Genomic DNA, 21,995 nt, shown 5'->3' with positions numbered 1-21,995 from the left:
ACAACGGTATATCTGTTTTAATACAGAATAATTAAAAGGCAGCTCCGGCAGTCTTTTTTATATCCGTTAAATATTACAAAAAGTCCCGAAAAAGTTATAAATTTGCTGCCAAATGAATATTTCAGCATATATTTTAGAATACTTAAAACAATTTGGAACTGCCACAGTTCCAGGCTTTGGGGTGTTTTCACTGAAAAATTCTAAGGCAATTATTAATTCTGAAAACGGAAGCATCTTACCTCCGGCCAGTCAGATTGAATTTGCAATAGATTATGAAGTACGGACTGAAGACCTTACTGCTTTTATTGCAGAACAAAAACAGATGTCTCTGGAAGCTTCAAGAAGCGATCTTAAAATTCAGACTGATTTTTGGAAGAAAAAACTTCAGGCCGAACAGGTTCTTGAAATTCAAAACCTTGGAACCGTCTTTATTGAAGAAGGGCATACTCATTTCAAGGGAAAAAGAATAGAATCCGGACGTCCGGACTTTTATGGATTGGAAGAAATCAGATTTTCAGATATCAATAACGGAGAAAAAGTGAATACCACAGTGAATCGCGAAAAGGATTTTAAATTCAAAAAAACAATTCTTTGGATTTTCCTTCTGGTTATTCCGGTTCTTGGAATTGTATACCTGGCGTTTACCCAGCAGGAATTTCTTTTTGGAAAAAAATCTTTCAATAATGTTTCTGTACAAACTTCTACCCACAGAATTGTAAAAGATACTGTGAAAGTGATGGTACATACCCCGGAAACACCCGTTTCGGATTCTTTGAAAAAAGATTCATTAGTAAAACCTGTCGGAAAAGAAATGAAAACTGCTCCGGCCGTTCCAAACAACACTAAGACTAGATGGCAAAAATAAAAAAAGCGTCAGAATCTCTGACTATTATGACCAATATCGTTCTTCCGAACGAAACCAACTCTTTAAGAAACCTTTTCGGGGGTGAACTTCTGGCAAAAATGGACCGTTGTGCGTCTATTTCAGCAGCAAGACACTGTGAGAGAAGAGTAGTAACGGCTTCTGTAAACCATGTATCTTTTAACCATCCGATTCCGGAAGGAGGAGTCGTGGTATTGGAATCCAAAGTTTCTAGAGCATTCTCTACTTCCATGGAAGTGTATGTAGATGTGTGGTTGGATGACCCGATTAATCAGAAGAAGATTCATACGAATGCTGGGATTTATACTTTCGTTGCGGTGGATGAGTTCAACCGTCCGATTCCTATTCCTGAAATGATTCCTGAAACAGAGGAAGAGAAAGAAAGATTTGCAGCGGCATTCCGTAGAAAAGAACTTTCATTAATCCTTTCCGGAAGAATGAAACCATTGGAATCTGTAGAGCTTAAAAAGTTATTCCAGGAACCACAGGAATCTAAGAAAGATAAAAAGTAAGCTTATATACTTTATCAATAAAAATGCTTTTAAACTTTGCTGAGTGCTAACGCCTTTGCGAGCTTAAAAGCATTTGTTTTTTCAGAAATTTGCGAACTTTGCGGTAGAATAAAATTGTAATCATTTAGGAATCTGTTCCTATCTCTAAAATCATTTATAAAAAATGAAAATACTTCTTTTAGATAAAAATCATCCTCTTATCACTGATCAGCTGCTTGCTAAGAACTTTATATTGGAAGAGGATTTCACGTCAACTTATGATGAGGTTTGTGAGAAAATTGAAAATTATGACGGAATCATCATCAGAAGCCGTATTCCATTAGATCAGAATTTTCTGGAAAAAGGTAAAAACCTGAAGTTCATTGCAAGAGTAGGGGCCGGAATGGAAAATATTGACATTCCTGTTGCTGAAAAACTGGGAATTCAGCTGATTAATTCTCCGGAGGGAAACAGAGATTCTGTGGCAGAACACGTTGTGGGGATGCTTCTGGTGATCATGAACAGACTTTTTATTGCTTCCCAGGAAGTGAAAAACGCGATCTGGAAGCGTGAAGAAAACAGAGGAGATGAATTGTTGGGAAAAACAGTAGGGCTTATCGGATATGGAAATATGGGAAAAGCTACTGCGAAAAGACTTTCAGGATTCGGATGTAAGGTGATTTTCCATGATATACTTCCTGGTCTTTCAGATGAATATGCAACACAGGTTTCATTGCAGGAATTAAAACAATCTTCTGAGGTTCTAAGTTTACACATTCCACTGACGTCAGAAACTCATTACCTTATTGATAAAACATTCATTCAGGAAATGGAAAATGACTTTTATTTCGTGAATACAGCAAGAGGAAAGAATGTTGAAACTAAAAGTTTAGTAGAAGGATTGAAATCAGGAAAGGTGAAAGGTGCTTGTCTGGATGTTTTGGAATATGAAAAGTCTTCTTTCGAGAACATTGAATCAGAAAATGAAGATTTAAAATATCTTCTGGAATCAGAGAAAGCGATTGTCACGCCCCATATTGCCGGATGGACGCATCAGAGCAAAGAAAAGCTGGCTCAGTTTATTGTAGATAAAATTGTAGCATCTTATTGCTAAGGCTGGATTACGAAGTTATATAAAGAGTGAAAAAAAGAATTACACAAGTGTGAATTTGCCCTTTCATATTTTTGTTCTTTTCACTCATTTATGTTAAATTATTCATAATATCCACCTCATATTTATTATTTATTTTGAGTTTTATTAAATTGCCGCTCATTTTTGAATCTCATGACGACGCGTAATTTTGTACTTATCTTAACTGTTCTTTTATCGATATTTTCATGTAAAAAAAAGGCTGAAGCTAAAGAAGTTTCAGCAGAAAATACAACCAACCTGCCCAACTATGGAAATGTAGATCTGGGTGATATTTTCACAAAAGGAGATGGGCAGCTCCTGAACAGACAAACTACCGTTAGCTATATAGATCAGTATTACAAAAAAATATGGGAAGCAGGAGATCTTAGCGGGGGGATTCTTGTTGCCAAAGGTGATGAAATCCTGTATGAAAATTACAGAGGTTTCGGAAGAGAAGGAAACCAGATGCCTATCGATAAAAATACACCTTTACATGTTGCTTCAGTTTCGAAGACTTTAACGGCAATGGCCATGATGAAGCTGATAGAAGCCGGGAAAATAAAACTGACTGATCACCTTACTCAGTTTTTTCCGGGGTTTCCCTATCCGAATGTTACCGTTCAGACTTTATTGGATCAAAGAAGCGGTCTTCCAAAATATGAATATTTTATTACCAGGATACAACCTGCTCCGGCAGAACTTTCCAAGCCATTTATTACGAATGAGGATGTATTGAACATGATCATTAAATATAAACCTGATCTGGCAAGAGATACGGATACTGGATTTATGTATTGCAATACGAACTTTGCTTTATTGGCCTTATTAATTGAGAAAGTGACCCGAACTCCTTTTCCACAGGCGATGAAAGAAATGGTTTTCACACCATTGAAAATGAATAATACTTACATCTTTCAGGAAAAAGATATTCCAACAGCATCACAGTCTTTTTATTATGGAGGAAATAAGCTCTATCCTTTAGACAGGCTTGATCTTATTTATGGAGATAAAAATGTGTACACCACGCCGAGAGATCTATACAATTTCTCAAAAGCCATGTTTTCGAAAGATTTCCTGAAGCCGGAACTCATGCAGATGGTATTCACTCCTTATAGTAATGAAAAAGCAGGAATGAATAATTATGGATTGGGATTCAGAATGAAAATATTCGATAACGGTGAAAAGCTTACTTATCACAACGGATGGTGGCATGGTACCAACTCTGTATTTGCCCACCTTTTAAAATCTAAGGTTACCATTGTAGCTATTGGAAATAAATACTCAAACAAAGTATATACAGCTCTTGCATTATCCGGATTATTTGAGGATTTCCCTTTGCAGAAGGAGAAGCTTCATACCGTTATGCATGACAATAAAGATACTTTGAATTCCGGACAGGAAGTTTTTGGAGAATAATGTTTACTTTTGCCTAAACATTTTCATGAAAAGGTTTCTTTTATTATTCGTTATCTGTTTTCTTGTACATTCATGTGCGAGAGTAGGATCGCCTGTTGGTGGGCCTAAAGATACCCTGGCACCGAAGTTTTTAAGCTCAAACATTGATACAACAAGAATTAATGTCAAAAGAGATATTCGTGAACTCCGTCTGGATTTTGATGAATATGTGACATTGAAGGATATCAATAAGAACCTGATTATTTCACCTCCTATCAAAGGGATAACGAGGATTCTTCCCTCCAATATTGCCAATAAATTTGTTCTGATTCAATGGTCAGATACCCTTCAGGCTAATACAACCTATAACTTCAATTTTGGAAACTCAATTGTTGATAATAATGAATCCAATATATTAAAGTATTTCAATTTTGCTTTTTCTACAGGAGATAAACTGGATGACCTTTATATCAGCGGTGAAATAAGGGATGCACTGGATACTAAAAAGAAAACAGGAACTACATCAACTGAAAATAAACTTGTGGTAGGATTGTATCAGGTAAAAGATACAATGGATTACAAGAAAAAGCCTTACTACATCACTAAGGTAGATGAAGATGGATATTACGAATTAAACTATCTTACCCCTGGAAAATATAAAATTATTGCTTTTGAAGACGAGAATGGAAACTCTATGTATGATCCGGGAAAAGAGAAAGTAGGATTTCAGAAAGATCCGATCCATTTTGAGAAATCTATTTCAGGACTGAATCTAAAGGTGTATCCTTCCAAAAAACCTGTGAAATATCAGGAAATGAAGGAAATTGCAGGAGGAGTTTTGATGACATTTGAAGGAAATCCTGATGATGTAAAAGTTCAGTCGCTGAACGAGAAATTAAAGGATGTCAAGATAACACACAATCCGAAATCAGACTCTGTAAGAATCTGGTTTGATGCCGTAAAAGATAATGTAGGGCAGGAAGCAAATGAAAAGCTGATCTTCACCCATAATAGAGGTCCGAAAAAAGACAGTGCTTACAGTGTATCTTTATTTTACAGATACAATAAAAAGAATGCAATGGACATCAACAGTGATAATGGAGGTGAATCATTAGCTCCGAAGTCAGATTTTAAAATATCTTCCAACTATATTGTTGATAAAATAGATCCTTCAAAATGGACACTGAAGATTAAAGGAGATAGTTTAACAACCTTACCATTTACTGCTAAAATTTCAGAAACAAATCCATACCAGATTCAGGTTCAGTCAGATTTTGTGATGGGTAAAAGTTACGAGCTTACTGTACCTAAGGAGACGATATCTTCTTTCTATGCAAAAAATGCACAATCTAAGCGTTTCGATTTTGATATTGCCAAAATAGACCAGTTTGGAAGTGTTGAGTTCTCCATTTCAAATGCACCAGAGACAAATTATTGGATTCAGCTGCTGGATTCTTCAGATAAGGTTGCATATCAGAGGTACATAAAAGGTGATAAAGTGAAATTTGATATCCTTAAGCCGGGAGAATATATTGTGAGAATTCTGGTGGATAATAATGGGAATAAATACTGGGATGAAGCCGATTTTGCGAATGATATTTTTGCTGAAGATGCCTATATTTTCTATAAGAAGGTTATTGTCAGAGGTTTATGGGAAACAAGAGAGGATTGGGATCTGAAGGATACCAGAACTCTTGATAGTCCGAAATCTCCAACTGTAACAACGCCTGCTCCGGCATCTTCCACTTCTTCTCCATCAGAAACGCCTGTGTCTGCTCAATCTGTAACAACGAAGCAAGTGCAGAAAAAAGAATTCAAATCGGATAATGCGGTTTTAACTCCAGCCAAGTAAGCAGATGAAGATGACTAAAAAAATAGTATTCTGGACGCTGGTGGCATTTGCCCTGATTCAGTTCTTTCCTATCGATAGAACCAATCAGCCTGTGGATAGGAAGGTGAACTTTGTGGATACAAGGAATTCGCCGGAAAAGATCAGAACACTGCTTAAAAATGCCTGTTATGACTGTCACTCCAATGAAACGGTTTATCCGAAATATGCATTTATAGCACCCATTTCATGGTCCGTAAAAAGCCATGTGAATGAAGGCAGAGAACATCTTAATTTTTCTACCTGGGGAAATTATAATAAGGATTTGAAGGAGAATATGTTGACTAAATCCATTCAGACCATTCAGAACAAAACAATGCCGATGCCCGGTTATATTGTTTATCATAAGGAAGCTAATCTTTCAGAAGCAGAAAGAGCATTGCTGATTCAGTATTTTGTAGAAATGCTGAAGACTAAAACGTATTAGTTTCTATCATAAAAAACTCCCGCAGATTTTGGAAATCAGGCAGATAATTGTGTTATACAATCTGCTTAACATGCAAAATCTACGGGAGAATATTTTACAAAAATTATTTCTTTACATAGCTCTCGAAAAATCTCTTCTGAGAATCGAAAGCGATATCTTCAAGATCCAGATCCCGTAAAGGAATCCAGACTGCTTCCGAGATCTCGGAGATTTCAAGACTTACCTCAAACTTTTCCGAAACATTGTATTCATAAAAGAGATCAATTGTATTGTAATCAATTTCTTTGTATTGATAGATGTTGGGAAGGCTCGTAAGGTATTTCAGATTAGAAATATCGATATCAAGCTGAAGTTCTTCAAAAAGTTCTCTTTTACAGGTTTCTTCCGCACTTTCTTTAGGGTCGACAAATCCTCCCGCAAGATCCAGTTTCCCTTTTTTAGGATCTCTGTTTCTTCTGGTAAGATAAATTTCGTCTCCACATCTGATGACAACCGCTACAGCGCCCGCCACATTATTGTACAAAGTAAAACCACATTCCGGACAGCTCCATTTCTTTTCACCATCCCAGTGTAAGGACTCTTTGCCACAGCTTGGGCAATATTTCAATAGTTTCATTGAGTAATATTAATATTTCTCGGGTGATAACTCAAAATAACATCCCTTAATTCTTCCGTTTTCAGGTGTGTATAGATCTCCGTTGTTGTAATACTGGAATGTCCCAGCATCTCCTGAATATAACGTAAATCTGCTCCATTCTGTAATAAATGGGTCGCAAATGAATGTCTGAAGGTGTGTGGTGATATTTTTTTGTTAACCCCAGCTTTATCTGTAAGTTCTTTAATAATAAGAAATACGATTACTCTGGACATAGATGTCCCACGGCTGTTCAAAAACAGAGTATCTTCATACTTTTTATTGACCTTACCTTTAGAACGTACCTCTTTGATATAACTTTCAAGCATATCTGCGGTATAATCAGCTAAAGGGACAAAACGGGTTTTGTTTCCTTTTCCGTGTACCTTGATGTATTGTTCTTTAAAGTTGATATTGGAGATCTTAAGATCTATCAGTTCAGAAACACGAAGTCCACACCCATATAGTACCTCTATAATGGAGTGGTTTCTTTTTCCGATATCTGTATTAACCTCAATAGCCGCAATAATTTTGTTGATATCAGTGAGGCTTAATGTATCAGGTAAATATAATCCCAGTTTAGGGCCTTCAAGTAACGCCGCAGGATTGTCTTCACGATATTCATCTTCAAGCAGAAATTTAAAGAAAGCTTTAATGGAAGATATCCATCTTGCTTGTGATCTCTCACTGAATTTCTGTTTGGAAAGATTGAAAATGTATTCCTGCAGGTTTTCGTAACCGATGGAGTCTGGACCGACGTTTTCCAGATCCTCTTCTGCGTAATCTTTTAATTTCTTAATGTCCCGAACGTAGGCGTCGAGTGTGTTTTCTGAAAAATTTCTTTCAAAACGAAGAAATATTTCAAAATCTTTGATCTTTTCATCCCAAGTCATTTGTGCTTATTTTTTTAGTTCACAGTCCGATATTTGTTCTATTTCAATGTTATGGTTTCTCAGAAACGATATTCCATCGTCATCCGAATACTCATTAATATACACCAGTCTCGTAATCCCTGCCTGAAGAATCAGTTTGCTACATTCTTTACAGGGAGAGAGCGTTAAATATAACGTTGCTCCTTTTGCAGATTGGGTAGAGCCAGCCAGCTTTAATATAGCGTTGGCCTCCGCATGCAATACGTACCAGTGTGTTTTTCCTTCTCCATCTTCACAGCAGTTTTCAAATCCCGAAGGAGTTCCGTTGTAACCATCTGAAATAATCATCCTATCTTTTACGATAAGAGCTCCCACCTGTTTTCTCTTACAGTAGGAGAGTTTTGCCCATTCCTGAGCCATTTTTAGATAAGCTTTATCAAACTTATTCATACCGCAGCATTGTTTTTTTTCGAAATAATTTGGATTAAAATCTTTTAGAAAGATTTAGAAGTTGGGCTTTCTCTTCTCTAGAAACGCGGTAACTCCTTCTTTCTTATCTTCCATTTCAAAAAGTTCTCCGAAACATTTGATTTCAGTTTCAAAACCTTTCTCCGTGTCAGATAAATTCACGGCGTTTATAGCCTTGGATATTGCCATTGGTGAATTATGGGCAATCGTGTTTGCTAATTCTTTTGTTTTAGTTAATAATTCTTCAATAGGGTATACTTCATTCACCAGTCCGATCTCTTTTGCTTTTTGAGCAGGGATCATTTTGGCAGAGAAGATCATTTCATTGGCAATACCTTTTCCTACAAGCTTTGGAAGCCTCTGGGTTCCTCCATATCCCGGAATTAATCCAAGAGTTACTTCAGGAAGTCCTAATCTGGCATTCTCTGATGCATATCTGATGTGGCATGCCATGGCAAGCTCTAAACCTCCTCCTAATGCAAAACCATTTACGGCTGCTATGACAGGTTTAGACATGTTTTCAATTTTGTTGAACAATATATTTTGTCCGTTTCTTGCAAGTTCTTCAGCTTTTTCCTGCCCGAAGTCACTGAATTCCTTGATATCAGCTCCCGCTACAAAAGATTTTTCGCCACTTCCGGTAAGAATAATTACTCTGCATGAAGTGTCAGCGTTAAGCTCATCAAGCGCGGTACTCATTTCCTGAATTGTTTTTGCATTCAAAGCATTTAAACTTTCAGGTCTATTTATGGTAATAATAGATAATTTATCTTCTTTTTTTAATAATATGTTCTCGTAACTCATTTTTCCACTTTAAAATATCATCCTTTGCAAATTATGAATTTTTTACAAAAAAAAGGAAAAAATATTATTTTTTTTTCCTTTTTTTTAATTTATCATTCAAAATGATTATTTGGAATGATTCATCATATTTGCATCAATATTGACGTTTAGTTGAGATGCCACTTTCATGCCAAGTTCAATGTTAGCACGGAAAAAGTGACATAGCTGTCGGTTGATAATCTCATCTCTTTTCGGCCCTGTAATACCATTCATGCTGCCTACAATATTTTTGATCAAATGATCTCTGTCCTCTGCATTCATTGCTTTTGAATATAAAAGTCCCGGTTGAGTATAGTGATCACTGTCGTTATCATTTCTGTTGTAACTGGCAACATGAGCACTGTCTAGCTCATATTCGTAGTTCTTATAAGATGAATCCGGCTTGATGTCATCAAAACTGTTCGGGTGGTAATTCGGTTTGTCCTGATAGTGACTTGAGTCTGCCATAAAACCATCTCTTTGGTAATTGTTCACCGCAAAAGGACATCTGTTTACTTCCAGCTGATGAGCGTTAACTCCCACTCTGTAACGGTGAGCATCAGGATAGGAGAATAACCTTCCCTGCAGCATTTTGTCCGGTGAGAAGCTAATTCCGTTAATTAAGCTGCTTGGTGAAAAAGTAGACTGTTCCACGTGGGCAAAATAATTTACGGGTACTTCGTTCAGTTCCATTTCTCCTACCTCAATCAGAGGAAAGTCATCATGGAACCATACTTTGGTTACATCAAACGGATTCCATCTGAAGTCTTTTGCCTGTTCCTCCGTCATTACTTGTATATATAATGTCCATTTCGGGAAGTTGCCATTTTCAATAGCATTGCAAAGATCTTCCTGTGCAAAGTCCGGGTTTTCTCCGGCCATTTTTACTGCTTCTTCATCTGTAAAGTTTTTTACTCCCTGCTTGGTTTTAAAATGGAATTTCACCCATACTCTTTCATCTTTATCATTGATCATAGAGAAAGTATGAGATCCGAAACCATGCATATGTCTGTAGCCATACGGAGTTCCTCTGTCTGACATTAATATAAGAACCTGATGAAGTGATTCAGGGTTTAAGCTCCAGAAATCCCACATCATTGTGGCGCTTTTTAAATTGGTTTTCGGAACTCTTTTCTGAGTATGAATAAAATCCGGAAATTTTTTTGCATCCTTAATAAAGAATACGGGAGTATTATTTCCTACAAGATCCCAGTTCCCGTCTTCGGTATAAAATTTTAAGGCAAATCCTCTTGGGTCTCTCGCGGTATCTGCGCTTCCTTTTTCACCTCCCACTGTAGAAAATCTTGCAAACATTCTGCATGAGTTCCCTACTTTTGAAAACAGTTTCGCTTTCGTGTACTGGCTGATGTCATGTGTTACGGTGAAAGTTCCGTACGCTCCGCTTCCTTTGGCGTGCACAATCCTTTCAGGAATTCTTTCCCTAACGAAATGCGCAAGATTTTCCTGAAGAATAAAGTCCTGCAGCAATACCGGGCCTCTTGGTCCTACCGTCTGTGAATCCTGATGTTCATAATAAGGTGATCCGTTACTTAACGTTAATTTTTTAGAATCCATATCTATATAATGATTTGTAATTGTTTTTCTTTTTTTTAAATCCAAGTGTAAAGGTAATGAATATCAAATTTACTTGAATTTTTAATTGCTAATAGCAAAAACGTTATATCTTTGTAATAGATAATATTAATCAAATGAACATTCAGCAACTGGAGTATCTTATCGCTGTTGATAAGTATAAACATTTTGGTAAGGCCGCTCAGGCGTGTTTTATTACCCAACCTACGTTAAGTGCCATGATACAGAAATTTGAGGATGAACTGGATGTAAAGGTTTTCGACAGAACTACTCACCCGATTCGTACCACGGATGTAGGGCTTCAGATTATTGATCAGGCAAAGGTAATTATCGAATCTGTCAATGAGCTGAAGAACAAAGCGAACCTTTTGAATAATATTTTAGGAGGTACCATCAATCTGGGAATCATTCCTACCGTTTCTTCTTTCATTCTGCCAACGGAGATTTTCAAATTTCTGGAGGATAATCCGAAGATTCAGATGAATGTAAAAGAAATGACAACTGATAATATTATTAAAGCTTTAAAAGCAGGAGAGTTGGATGCGGGAATTATTTCTACTCCTTACGATACTGCTGATGAGTTCTACCAGGATTTCCTTTTCAACGAAGAGCTGATGATTTACAGCTCCAATACTGAAGCTAATAAAAAGAATTCCTACATCATTCCGGAAGATCTGAATGTAGAGAAAGTATGGCTGCTTGAAGAAGGAAACTGTCTGAGAAATCAGTTTGAAAATATCTGTCACCTGAAAGAAAATACCCTGAAACCTAAAAATCTGGATTTCTTAGCTTCCAATATCCAGACGTTGGTACACATGGTAGATAAAGTAGGAGGAATCAGTATTTTGCCGGAATTGGCGCTGAGTCAGCTTTCTGAAGAACAGAAGAAAAATGTTTTCAGATTCAAAAAACCTTTCCCTTATAGAGAAATCAGTATTATTTATTATAAACCCACTTTTAAACAAAAAATTATTGATGAATTATCACACTCTATCAAAGCCTCTTTAGAACTTAAGCTGAATTATCACGAAAGTCCGAAAGAATTTGTAAGCATTAAGCCTCAGTAATGGAAATGCTTTAAAGTGATAGAAATCATCAATTTAAATAAAAGTATAATTAATAAACAAAATTTTTGAGTATTAGGAAAATAGTACTTAAATTTGCTGACGTTTATTACGAGGAAAAATTTGACCTGATTGCAACCTCTATAAAAAAATGCTAAAACAGTATTCTTTTTTCGGGCAATTTCATTCATATTTTTCGCAAACATTATTTTTTTTAATTTTAAAAACAAAAGAATTATATGTCTTATTTATTTACATCTGAATCAGTTTCAGAAGGACATCCGGATAAAATTGCCGATCAAATTTCCGATGCTTTAATCGACCATTTCTTAGCATATGATAAAGATTCAAAAGTAGCATGTGAAACTCTTGTAACTACCGGGCAGGTGGTATTGGCAGGAGAAGTAAAATCAGATGCTTACCTTGATGTACAGACTATTGCCAGAGAAGTAATCAACGGAATCGGGTACACGAAAGGAGAGTATATGTTCAATGGAGATTCTTGCGGAGTTATTTCTGCGATCCATGAACAGTCGCCTGATATCAACCAGGGAGTTGACAGAGCGGTAAATGACGAGTCTTTCGAGGCTAAAGCAAATGCACAGGGAGCCGGAGACCAGGGAATGATGTTCGGGTATGCTACCAATGAGACGGCTAACTATATGCCTCTTGCATTGGATCTTGCCCACACGATTCTGAAAGAACTTTCTGCTATCAGAAGAGAAAATAAGGAGATTACTTATCTTCGTCCGGATGCAAAAAGCCAGGTAACCATTGAGTATTCTGATGATCATAAACCAATCAGAATTGACTCTATTGTAGTTTCTACTCAACATGACGACTTTGGAAGCGAAGAAGAAATGCTGAATAAGATCCGTGAGGATATCAAAAATATTCTGGTTCCAAGAGTGGTTGCACAGCAAACTGAAGAAATCAAAGCCTTATTTAACGATCAGATCAAATATCACATCAATCCTACTGGGAAATTTGTAATCGGAGGACCTCACGGAGATACAGGTCTTACAGGTAGAAAAATCATCGTTGATACATACGGAGGTAAAGGAGCTCACGGTGGTGGTGCTTTCTCTGGAAAAGATCCTTCTAAAGTTGACAGAAGTGCTGCTTATGCAACAAGACATATTGCTAAAAACTTAGTAGCTGCAGGTGTAGCTGATGAAGTTTTAGTGCAGGTTTCTTATGCCATTGGGGTAGCTGAACCTTGTGGTTTATATATCAATACTTACGGAACGGCAAAAGTGGATCTTCATGATGGGGATATTGCGAAAAAAGTTTCTGCTATTTTTGATTTAAGACCTTATGCTATCGAACAGAACTTAAAATTAAGAAACCCTATTTATCAGGAAACAGCTTCTTACGGACACATGGGTAAAGAGCATTATGTAGCTGATAAAACTTTCAATAAGGGACATAAAAACGAACTTACATTGAAAGATCTTGAATTTTTCACCTGGGAAAAACTTGACAAAGTAGAGGAGATTAAAGCCGCTTTTGGAATTTAATTTCTCTTTAAACCATAATAAATGAACTGCTTTATCTCAGGATAAGGCAGTTTTTTTTAATTTTACACCTTAATAATATAGAAAGATGATGAATTTTCGAACTGTAGCTGCCGCCCTGTCACTGTTTGTACTAAGTACAATAGCAAAAGCTCAATATACCATGCATAAAATGATTAGTGTGGGATATACTTACCAGAACCAGAGTTTCGGAGAAGTAGGAGGTAAATTGCTTTTTCTTAAAAATGATGACGTAATTTACAGACTGGGAGGTGCTGCAATGATGGGTTCTGTAGATTCTAAATTTGCTGTTATGCCGAAACTGCAGGCAGATGTACTTCTTAATTTTGAAAAGAACGTGGATTTCTATCACTCATATTACTTTTTAGCCGGAGTGGAAGGAACCAATAAATATGTTGCCCCTAAGATAGGAGTTACTTTATTCGGGATGCTGGATCTTACAGGTGGATATGCTTTTCCTATAGGAAACACCCGACTGAATGGAAAAGAAATGAAAGGGCTTAATGTTAATTTTACATTAAATATTCCTACAGTATTCATTCATGATATGTTTAAGTGATTTTTTTTAGATTTTTCTCTATAAAATTTAATAATAGATTAACAGTTATTAAAAAATTATTATATTTACATCATAATAATTGTACTAACGCCTATAGAAGAGACTCTACTCTAGAACTGTTTTGTTTATACAGCAAAGGCCAGAAGAAATATCTGGTAGAATGCCTGTCTGCAAATATTTATATTGAGAAGAGTTATGAAATCAAAATCGGATAGTTTACTAATTTCCCTTTACCAAAAAGGAGACGAGGGTGCATTGTCAACCCTTATTCATCGACATCAGAGAGAACTGTTTACATTCATTTTTTACAAAATTAATGATGAAGATTTGGCTAATGATATCTTTCAGGATACATTCATGAAGATTATTGTAATGCTAAAAGAAGGGCGCTATAACGAAGAAGGTAAATTTATTCTTTGGGCAAAAAGAATTTCTCACAATTTAATCATTGATCATTTTAGATCAAAAGCAAAGAATATCAAAGTTTCAGAAACTACTTTTGAAACAGATGAGTATTCTATTTTTGATTTGATCAGAGAACCATCAGAAAATATTGAAGACCAGCTGGTAACCAATCAGATTCAGGAGGATCTTCTGAGAATGCTGCAGTTTTTGCCGCAAAACCAACAGGAAGTAATCAAACTGAGGTTTTTCGATGGTTTAAGCTTCAAAGAAATTGCAGATCATACAGAGATGAGTATTAATACAACTTTAGGAAGAGTAAGATATGCACTCATAAACCTGAGAAAAATCATGGATGAAAACAACATAATATTAACCAGATAGATAATATTTAGTGAAATTTCACGTTTTAAGGAAAACATACTTCGCTTATGAAAAAAAATGACTCCTTAAAAGTGAAAACTTTGAAACCTAAGAAACAAACCATTGATTTTTTGCTGAATTTTTCTAAAAGCCTTGAGATTGTGAAAAGCAAGAGCAAAAATTATCCTATTACAAAAAATTAAAATTATTAACTTTGTGCTGTATGAAAATGCAGCACGTTTTTTTTGACCTGGATAATACACTCTGGGATCACCGCAGAAATGCCTATCTTACCATCAAAGATCTTTTTGAAAAACAGGAAATTACTTCAAAGTATCATATAGATTTTGAAGAGTTTCACTCTGTATATCACGATATCAACGAAGAGTTGTGGGAAAAGATCAGAGACGGTATTATCGGCAAAGAGTACCTGAGAGAACACCGTTTTTATGATTCATTTAAACATTTTGGAGTAGATGATAAAGAGCTTGCCCTTTATTTTGAAGAAAATTTCCTTGATAATATTGTGAGTTATAACGAATTGGTGGAAGGAGCTGAAGATGTTTTGGAATATCTGAAAGCTAAGAATTATACATTACATATTATTTCCAACGGATTTCAGGAAGTGACAGAAAGAAAATGTACACTTTCCGGAATTGCCCCTTATTTTAAAACCATTACCAGTGCAGATGCTGTAGGAGTAAGAAAACCTAATCCAAGAATCTTTGAATACTCACTAAGCCTTTCCAAAGCAAAAAAAGAAGAAAGTATCCTGATTGGTGACGACTGGATTGCAGATGCCATGGGAGCTACGGATTTCGGAATGGATGCTATTTTCTTTGATGTATATAAAGAAGACAAACAGAAGGAAGGTTTAAAAGCCATTACCCATCTTCAGCAGATTAAAGAATATTTATAGAGTATAAGATCATAGAATCTGATAAAAGCCACTAAGACCACCTTAGTGGCTTTTCTGTTTTCAATACACTTCGGAAATCAATACAAACATTTGTGATCATCCGTGGTTAAATTAAATATTTTCCACCAAAATCATTTTTCCCAATTCTTTCCCAAATTGATCAGGAACTTTGCTCCATAATAATAACAGAAAATGTAATAGTATGAAAAATGTAAAGAAAATCACAGGAGTATTAATGATTATTTTTTTATTAATTGGAGGCTTAATTTCTGCGCAGGACAGAGCAATCCATGCTAATCAGTTACCCAAAACAGCTAAAAACTTTCTTGCAGCTCATTTTAAAGGCATCCCTGTAAACTCAGCCATCGAAGACAGAGAAATCTATGGAGTAGATGAGTATAAAGTATACCTGACTAATGGAATGAAAATGGAGTTCGACAGTAATGGAAACTGGAAAGAAGTAGATGGAAAACATCAGAAAATTCCTTATGGCTTCATTCCTGCGTCCATCAGAAATTACAGTACAAAGAATTTTCCTAATACTTATATCATCAAGATTGAAAAGAAAAGATGGTCTTATAAAGCAGAACTTTCCAATGGATTGGAACTTGAATTTGACAGGAATGGAAATTTTAAAAGAATCGATGATTAACATTTAACCGAATACAAACACTAAATATTAATATTATGGTCAACTGGAATTTAATAAACAGTAGCGGAAGAAAGGTTTCTTCTGCTAAGATTAGAAAAGTATGGTGTCTTTTATGACAAAGTATCACCCTGGTAGCGTGATTGATTCTATTGAGAAAAAATATAATGCCTATAAAATCAATCTGATGAATGGCTTATGCCTTGTTTTTGATGCAGACGGCCGATATGTCAAATCGAATTAATTTTAGGGATGGAAGGTGGAGGCTGGAAGAGGGAAGTGATATAAAATTTCAAAGATTGATGGAGTTTGAATAGCTTCCAGCTTCCCTCTTCAATTCTTCCAGCTTTTAATTTCATATATTTGATATACATTAATGAAGTAGCAAAATATACAGATCCAGAATATGAAGATTTTAATAGTAGAAGATGAACCCGAACTGAAAGATACCGTACAGAAGTTTCTGGAAGCAGAACATTTCATTGTAGAATATGCGGAGAACTACAGTGGAGGGCTGGACAAAATTATTTCCTATGAATACGATTGTATTTTGCTGGATATTATGCTGCCTGACGGAAACGGAATAGATCTTCTGAAAGAGATCAAAAAAATGCATAAGAAAGACCCTGTAATCATTCTTTCAGCCAAAGACTCAGTAGATGATAAGGTGGCCGGACTGGAAATAGGAGCAGATGATTATCTTGCTAAACCTTTCCATCTTGCAGAGCTGATGGCGAGAATCAAATCTGTGATCAGAAGAAAAAATCAGGATGGAGAAAACATCATCCGCTACAAAAATATCAGCATTGATCCGGAAAACAGAACAGTGAAAGTAGGGAATGATGAGCTTGTTCTTAACCGAAAAGAATATGACCTTCTGTATTATTTTGTCATTCATCCGGAGAAAACCTTACAGAAAACCACATTGGCAGAAGCAATCTGGGGAGATTATATCGACCAGGCAGACAGTCTGGATTTTATTTATTCCCAGATTAAAAATCTTCGTAAAAAATTGAAAACCCTCAATGCAGAAGCTGATTTCCAGGCTGTATACGGAATAGGATATAAATTCATCTGATGAAAACCTCATTAAAATATTACACGATAAAATATCTGATCATGATACTGCTGTTTATTATAGCAGTGTGGGCAGGTCTTTTTTATGCCTATATCCTGGATGAAGTGCATGATAATGTGGATGATGGTTTAAGAGATAGAAAGATTCAGATTATTAAAGCGGTTTATCTTAATCCCCAGCTGTTGAAGAATAATGAGTTTGGATTCAATGAATTTAAAATCAACCCGATCAAAGCTGGAGATTATCAAAACAAAAGCAGGCTCTACAATAAGATGTACTATATGGAGTATGATGACAAAGATCAGCCTTACCGGGTTCTTGAGGCCGACTTTATTGATCAGTTCAAAGGTCATCAGCGGCTTGTTATCAGAACATCAACGGTAGAAGAGGATGAATTGATATATGATCTCACAACAGCGCTGATTGTGCTTTATATCCTTTTGGTGATAAGTATCGTAGCTGTTAACGGATATCTGCTTAATAAAGCCATGAGGCCGTTCTATCTGATTTTGGATAAACTTAAAAAATATCAGTTTGGAATTCCTTTTTCTCAGGAAAAGCAGAATTATAAGATCACCGAATTTGAAGAGTTAAATGTGGAGATCAATGAAATGATTGAACGTAATGAATTGGTTTTCTATCAGCAAAAACAGTTTATTGAAAACGCTTCCCATGAGCTTCAGACTCCTTTGGCTATTGTGATTAATAAGATTGATCTGATGATCCAGAATGACGATCTTGATAAAAAGAATCTTACCTTCCTTACTGAAGTGAAGAACGACCTGAGAAGAATGGTTGGCCTTAATAAATCCTTACTCATGCTTTCCAGGATTGAAAACAGCCAGTTTAATAAAACTTCAGATGTTGATTTTAACGGAATGATTACCCAGCTTGTTCAGAATTATGAAGATTTTATTGCCTTTAAAAAAGTAGAGGTCAGTATTATAGAGAAAGGAAAATTTGTTGCAGATTTCAATCAGGATCTTGCCGATATTTTGTTGTCTAATCTTCTTAAAAATGCAGTAAAATATAATAACGAAGAAGGAACTCTGAACATTATCATTGAAAATAACAGAATCGCATTTCAAAACAGTGGAAATCCTGTGTCTTTAGATCAATCGAGGATATTTAACCGCTTTTATAAACAAGGATCAGATCATACGTCTACCGGATTGGGATTGTCTATCATTAAGACCATTATCAAACAATATCCTGGCTGGGATGTTAGTTATGAATATGGAGATCAGATGCATTACTTTATCCTGACAAAGAATAATACCCATTAAAAGTAACAATTTACATCAATAGAAAAAGCCTTTCAAACGAAAGGCTTTCTTATGTTTAAAACTCAGAATTAAAATCCTAAGCTTTTTCTTACTCTGTTAAGTGTTTCCAACGCAATAGGTCTGGTTTTCTCAGCACCCTGTTGCAGTTTTGCTTCCAGATCATCAAGATTGTTCATATAATAAGCAAACATTTCTCTTTCTTTCTCAAAACGTACCAGGATAAGATCTAAAAGTTCTTTCTTAGCATGTCCGTATCCGAAGTTTCCGGCAAGATATTTTGCTCTTAATTCTTCAGTCTGTTCAGGCGTAGCAACAAGCTGATAAATCTGGAACGTTTTATCCGTTTCAGGATCCTTAGGTTCCTCCAGGGATTTCGAATCCGACTCAATACTCATTACCTGTTTTTTCAATTCCTTTTCAGGTAAGAAAATATTGATAATGTTTCCCATTGATTTAGACATTTTCCGCCCATCAGTTCCAGGAACATATTTCGTATCCTGCTGAAGTTCTGCTTGTGGTAATACAAGAACTTCTCCCATTTGGTTGTTAAACCTGGAAGCTACATCTCTTGCAATTTCCAGATGCTGAAGCTGATCCTTTCCTACAGGTACAATCTCTGCATCATACAGTAAAATATCTGCAGCCATCAGAATAGGGTAGGTAAACAAACCTGCATTCACATCCTGAAGTCTGTCTGCCTTATCCTTAAATGAATGAGCCAATGTTAATCTTTGATAAGGAAAAAAACATGATAAATGCCAAGAAAGTTCACAGGTTTCAGCGATATCACTTTGTCTGTAGAAATATGTTTTTTCGGTATCTAATCCACAAGCAAGCCAAGCCGCAGCTATCTCGTAGGTATTTTGTCTTAAAGTCTGCGCGTCTTTAATCTGGGTAAGTGAATGAAGATTCGCAATAAATAAAAATGATTCGTTTCCTTCCTGCTTGGATAGTTCGATAGCAGGGAGAATTGCCCCTAATAAGTTTCCAAGATGGGGTGTTCCGGTGGCTTGAATGCCGGTAAGAATTCTTGACATTTGTTTAAAATTTATATTAAAAAATTAATGAATAGCAAATTTACGAGGTTTGGCGGGAATAATGAAAGATAAAAGATAAAAGATAAAAGATAAAAGATAAAAGATAAAAGATAAAAGATGTTGTTATTAAAATTCAATAGGGGTGGACAATAATTCTGAGCGGAGCCGAAGAAAGCCCGGCCAGCTTAAAATTCAACATCCATCCATCGGCTTTATCCAAAACCTATCAACTCACCAATCATCCGTGAAGATCTGTGTAATCCGCGGGAAAAATATCAGGGAATCACAATCTTCTCTCCTCCAAATTTCGGATCCACACCAAAAAGAAGATCCCAATAGGCTTTAGCTTTTGCAAGGTACTCTCTCAAATTCGTCTTTAAGCCTGCATACTTATTCACATCCGCTGCATTATACCCGAAAGCTTCCATCCCGTTTTTTCTGGCCAGAAAAACAGCTCTTTCATTGTGGAATTTCTGAGAGATAATGACCAGTTTTGTCTGGCTGAAAATATCTTTTGCCCTCACCACAGAATCCAGCGTTCTGAATCCGGCATGGTCTAAAATAATTTTATCCTGTGGAATTCCCTCCTGCATCAATGCCAGCTGCATATCTTCAGGTTCATTATAATCTTTGGTACTGTTATCACCACTAACGATGATGTATTGTATTTTCCCGCTTTTGTATAAATCACTTGCAGCCTTAATTCTGTTGTAGAAATAAGCATTCGGGGTTCCGTTGCTCAGAAGTTTCCCTGTTCCCAGTAATAATGCAGTCTTTGATTCCGGTACATCAGCAATAGTGTAGGAAACAAATGGTGCGCTGTCTTTTTTGATGCTGTAATTCGCCCAGGCAATAAAAATAATTCCTGCAACCAGAAGAAGCAGGAAAAATTTAAAAATATTTTTGATTATTTTTTTCATCCGAAAATATATATTTAAAACTCCAGTCCGTTCGGGAAAGCTTTTTTTCTGAATATTAATAAGAATGCTGCCCCTACGGTAATAGCAGAATCGGCAACATTGAAAATATATTTGAAGAACTCAATATGTTTTCCTCCAATTAAAGGCCAGCTTTCAGGAACGTACCAGTCTACCACAGGAAAATGAAGCATATCTACTACACATCCTTTCATAAAGGTGGAATATCCGTGTCCGAAAGGAACAAGCTTAGAAATTCCGCCGTAGCCAATCCATCGGTCAGTGCTGGCATCATAAACAGTACCGCTGTCGAAGATCATTCCGTAGAACATTCCGTCAATAAGATTTCCGATAGCTCCGGCAAAAATGACAGCCATTGGAACCAAAAGATAATTAGATGCTCCTTCTTTCAGCCATTTTTTGAACATATAGATCATCCCTCCGATCAGGAAAACTCTAAGGATAACCAGAAAATATTTCCCGATAATTCCTCCGAAGTGAAATCCATAAGCCATTCCCGGGTTTTCAACAAAAGTTTTGTTAAAGAAACCGTTGATGACAGGAATACTCTCATTCAGTTCAAAATGAGTTTTGATATAAATTTTTGAAGCCTGGTCAATGAGCAACACTAAAAATGTTATTGCTAAGATCTTTTTCATTACTGTCCTTTAGGTTTTGATGGCTTTGATGCCGGCTTTATATTGTTGTTGTCGCTTGCTTTCTTAACCACTTTCTGTCCATTGAATGAGCTTTTAACATGAGCTTTTTCAAATTTAATACCCATTTCCTTCAGAACAGTTTTCAGTGCACTCAGCTCCATAGAATTTTTAGGATGTACTATGATAGATTCCATTTCTTATATTTATTTTTTTACATTTTGGACAGTTCATCAAGTCTTTTCCTGTCTTTTTCAGACAGATCATTCACTCCGTTTTTGCCCATCTTACTCAAAAGTCTGTCGATTTCTTTCTCCCGTTCCCGTTTATCAGAATTGAATCGGTCATCAATAGTGTAATTCTTTTTCTGATCAGGGAAGAATCTGTTTTTGATCCATTCTCTGTTGACAAATAATACAACTACGGTGATGATGAGTCCCAAAATTAATAATTCGCTCATGGGTATACATTAAAAATTAGGTTTATAAAGTATCCGTAAATACGATATAAACCCAATGTTATTTTACAACCCTTACGGTTATTTTTGCATGTTTTTCGCTTCGATGCTCAGCGTAGCGTGAGGAACGGCCAAAAGTCTTTCCTTAGGAATCAGTTTTCCTGTTACTCTGCAAACACCATACGTTTTATTTTCGATTCTGATCAAAGCATTTTTAAGATCACGCACGAATTTTTCCTGTCTTCCTGCCAAAATAGAGTTTTGCTCTTTGCTTAGCGTTTCAGCTCCTTCCTCAAAGGCTTTGAAAGTAGGAGAAGTATCATCAGTACCATTATTCTGGTCGTTGATAAAACTTTCTCTGATAAGCTGAAGATCTTTTTCTGCTTTTTCTATTTTTTCTTTAATGATCGCTTTAAATTCCTGTAAATCAGCATCGCTGTATCTTACTCTTTCGTCTGACATATT

The 21,995-nt window shown here is 36.0% G+C and carries 26 protein-coding genes; 15 read left to right on the top strand and 11 right to left on the bottom strand.

The window, feature by feature from the left end:
• Positions 1 to 112 precede the first annotated feature (112 nt).
• The 6 genes from ACODR7_RS04640 (at position 113) to ACODR7_RS04615 (ending at position 6,216) form a co-directional block, all read left to right on the top strand.
• Entirely contained in the window at positions 113 to 865 is a 753-nt protein-coding gene (locus tag ACODR7_RS04640; protein WP_488837662.1) for a hypothetical protein, read from the top strand.
• Positions 853 to 1,395, top strand: a complete 543-nt coding sequence (locus tag ACODR7_RS04635; RefSeq protein WP_034692538.1) for an acyl-CoA thioesterase — start codon at positions 853 to 855, stop codon at positions 1,393 to 1,395. The genes ACODR7_RS04640 and ACODR7_RS04635 overlap by 13 nt, the downstream gene beginning before the upstream one ends.
• A 163-nt stretch (positions 1,396 to 1,558) precedes the next feature.
• The gene (locus tag ACODR7_RS04630; RefSeq protein ID WP_488837661.1) at positions 1,559 to 2,488 is read left to right on the top strand and encodes a 2-hydroxyacid dehydrogenase; all 930 of its coding nucleotides are present in this window, start codon (positions 1,559 to 1,561) and stop codon (positions 2,486 to 2,488) included.
• Positions 2,489 to 2,659: 171 nt separating this feature from the next.
• Positions 2,660 to 3,922 (top strand): serine hydrolase domain-containing protein, encoded by a 1,263-nt coding sequence (locus ACODR7_RS04625; protein WP_488837659.1) that lies wholly within the window; start codon positions 2,660 to 2,662, stop codon positions 3,920 to 3,922.
• A gap of 25 nt (positions 3,923 to 3,947) precedes the next feature.
• Positions 3,948 to 5,753: an Ig-like domain-containing domain gene (locus ACODR7_RS04620; protein ID WP_488837657.1), complete on the top strand. Its 1,806-nt coding sequence runs from the start codon at positions 3,948 to 3,950 to the stop codon at positions 5,751 to 5,753.
• A 4-nt stretch (positions 5,754 to 5,757) separates the two neighbouring features.
• Entirely contained in the window at positions 5,758 to 6,216 is a 459-nt protein-coding gene (locus ACODR7_RS04615; protein WP_488837655.1) for a heme-binding domain-containing protein, read from the top strand.
• A 103-nt stretch (positions 6,217 to 6,319) separates the two neighbouring features.
• On the opposite strand, the gene ACODR7_RS04610 is transcribed toward ACODR7_RS04615, so the two are convergent.
• The 5 genes from ACODR7_RS04610 to ACODR7_RS04590 form a co-directional block, all read right to left on the bottom strand.
• A complete protein-coding gene (locus tag ACODR7_RS04610) occupies positions 6,320 to 6,832 on the bottom strand; it encodes an NUDIX hydrolase (protein ID WP_277115483.1) in 513 nt (170 codons plus the stop codon).
• Entirely contained in the window at positions 6,829 to 7,743 is a 915-nt protein-coding gene (gene xerD / locus ACODR7_RS04605) for a site-specific tyrosine recombinase XerD (protein WP_488837652.1), read from the bottom strand. Before xerD ends, ACODR7_RS04610 begins: the two co-directional genes overlap by 4 nt.
• 6 nt (positions 7,744 to 7,749) lie before the next feature.
• Positions 7,750 to 8,172: a deoxycytidylate deaminase gene (locus ACODR7_RS04600; RefSeq protein WP_488837651.1), complete on the bottom strand. Its 423-nt coding sequence runs from the start codon at positions 8,170 to 8,172 to the stop codon at positions 7,750 to 7,752.
• Between the two features lie 54 nt (positions 8,173 to 8,226).
• Complete coding sequence (locus tag ACODR7_RS04595; protein ID WP_488837649.1) at positions 8,227 to 8,994, bottom strand: enoyl-CoA hydratase/isomerase family protein; 768 nt, start codon at positions 8,992 to 8,994, stop codon at positions 8,227 to 8,229.
• Between the two features lie 105 nt (positions 8,995 to 9,099).
• Positions 9,100 to 10,587: a catalase gene (locus ACODR7_RS04590; RefSeq protein ID WP_488837648.1), complete on the bottom strand. Its 1,488-nt coding sequence runs from the start codon at positions 10,585 to 10,587 to the stop codon at positions 9,100 to 9,102.
• A 134-nt stretch (positions 10,588 to 10,721) separates the two neighbouring features.
• On the opposite strand from ACODR7_RS04590, the gene ACODR7_RS04585 reads away from it, so the two are divergent.
• The 9 genes from ACODR7_RS04585 to porY all read left to right on the top strand — a co-directional run bounded on the left by ACODR7_RS04585 (position 10,722) and on the right by porY (position 18,463).
• The gene (locus tag ACODR7_RS04585; protein ID WP_488837646.1) at positions 10,722 to 11,672 is read left to right on the top strand and encodes a LysR substrate-binding domain-containing protein; all 951 of its coding nucleotides are present in this window, start codon (positions 10,722 to 10,724) and stop codon (positions 11,670 to 11,672) included.
• Positions 11,673 to 11,908: 236 nt separating this feature from the next.
• Complete coding sequence (gene metK, locus ACODR7_RS04580; RefSeq protein WP_488837645.1) at positions 11,909 to 13,189, top strand: methionine adenosyltransferase; 1,281 nt, start codon at positions 11,909 to 11,911, stop codon at positions 13,187 to 13,189.
• Between the two features lie 85 nt (positions 13,190 to 13,274).
• On the top strand, positions 13,275 to 13,766 hold the full coding sequence (locus tag ACODR7_RS04575) for a hypothetical protein (protein WP_488837643.1): 492 nt from the start codon (positions 13,275 to 13,277) through the stop codon (positions 13,764 to 13,766).
• A 195-nt stretch (positions 13,767 to 13,961) separates the two neighbouring features.
• A complete protein-coding gene (locus ACODR7_RS04570; RefSeq protein ID WP_105684157.1) occupies positions 13,962 to 14,552 on the top strand; it encodes an RNA polymerase sigma factor in 591 nt (196 codons plus the stop codon).
• Positions 14,553 to 14,754: 202 nt separating this feature from the next.
• The gene (locus tag ACODR7_RS04565) at positions 14,755 to 15,450 is read left to right on the top strand and encodes a YjjG family noncanonical pyrimidine nucleotidase (protein WP_488837641.1); all 696 of its coding nucleotides are present in this window, start codon (positions 14,755 to 14,757) and stop codon (positions 15,448 to 15,450) included.
• 202 nt (positions 15,451 to 15,652) lie between these two features.
• Positions 15,653 to 16,102: a PepSY-like domain-containing protein gene (locus tag ACODR7_RS04560; RefSeq protein ID WP_488837639.1), complete on the top strand. Its 450-nt coding sequence runs from the start codon at positions 15,653 to 15,655 to the stop codon at positions 16,100 to 16,102.
• Between the two features lie 112 nt (positions 16,103 to 16,214).
• Positions 16,215 to 16,343, top strand: a complete 129-nt coding sequence (locus ACODR7_RS04555; RefSeq protein ID WP_488837638.1) for a hypothetical protein — start codon at positions 16,215 to 16,217, stop codon at positions 16,341 to 16,343.
• Positions 16,344 to 16,505: 162 nt separating this feature from the next.
• Positions 16,506 to 17,177 carry a response regulator transcription factor gene (locus ACODR7_RS04550; RefSeq protein ID WP_488837636.1) on the top strand — a complete coding sequence of 224 codons (672 nt, stop codon included), beginning with the start codon at positions 16,506 to 16,508 and terminating at the stop codon, positions 17,175 to 17,177.
• On the top strand, positions 17,177 to 18,463 hold the full coding sequence (gene porY, locus ACODR7_RS04545; protein ID WP_488837634.1) for a PorY family sensor histidine kinase: 1,287 nt from the start codon (positions 17,177 to 17,179) through the stop codon (positions 18,461 to 18,463). The genes ACODR7_RS04550 and porY overlap by 1 nt, the downstream gene beginning before the upstream one ends.
• A 68-nt stretch (positions 18,464 to 18,531) precedes the next feature.
• Here the strand turns inward: porY and trpS are convergent, their stop codons facing one another.
• The 6 genes from trpS to ACODR7_RS04515 form a co-directional block, all read right to left on the bottom strand.
• Positions 18,532 to 19,500, bottom strand: a complete 969-nt coding sequence (trpS, locus tag ACODR7_RS04540) for a tryptophan--tRNA ligase (protein ID WP_488837632.1) — start codon at positions 19,498 to 19,500, stop codon at positions 18,532 to 18,534.
• A 275-nt stretch (positions 19,501 to 19,775) separates the two neighbouring features.
• Positions 19,776 to 20,420 carry a SanA/YdcF family protein gene (locus ACODR7_RS04535; protein ID WP_488837630.1) on the bottom strand — a complete coding sequence of 215 codons (645 nt, stop codon included), beginning with the start codon at positions 20,418 to 20,420 and terminating at the stop codon, positions 19,776 to 19,778.
• Between the two features lie 14 nt (positions 20,421 to 20,434).
• Positions 20,435 to 21,076 (bottom strand): lipoprotein signal peptidase, encoded by a 642-nt coding sequence (locus ACODR7_RS04530; RefSeq protein ID WP_488837628.1) that lies wholly within the window; start codon positions 21,074 to 21,076, stop codon positions 20,435 to 20,437.
• Positions 21,076 to 21,270: a DUF2683 family protein gene (locus ACODR7_RS04525; RefSeq protein WP_076595465.1), complete on the bottom strand. Its 195-nt coding sequence runs from the start codon at positions 21,268 to 21,270 to the stop codon at positions 21,076 to 21,078. Before ACODR7_RS04525 ends, ACODR7_RS04530 begins: the two co-directional genes overlap by 1 nt.
• Before the next feature lie 17 nt (positions 21,271 to 21,287).
• Complete coding sequence (locus ACODR7_RS04520) at positions 21,288 to 21,533, bottom strand: DUF6576 domain-containing protein (protein ID WP_488837626.1); 246 nt, start codon at positions 21,531 to 21,533, stop codon at positions 21,288 to 21,290.
• A 78-nt stretch (positions 21,534 to 21,611) separates the two neighbouring features.
• Complete coding sequence (locus ACODR7_RS04515; protein ID WP_002983772.1) at positions 21,612 to 21,992, bottom strand: TraR/DksA family transcriptional regulator; 381 nt, start codon at positions 21,990 to 21,992, stop codon at positions 21,612 to 21,614.
• Positions 21,993 to 21,995 lie beyond the last annotated feature (3 nt).

This window comes from Chryseobacterium sp. FG46, from assembly GCF_057809135.1.
Note: the sequence above shows the minus strand (reverse complement) of the source record. Positions and strands in the feature narration are given on the sequence as shown.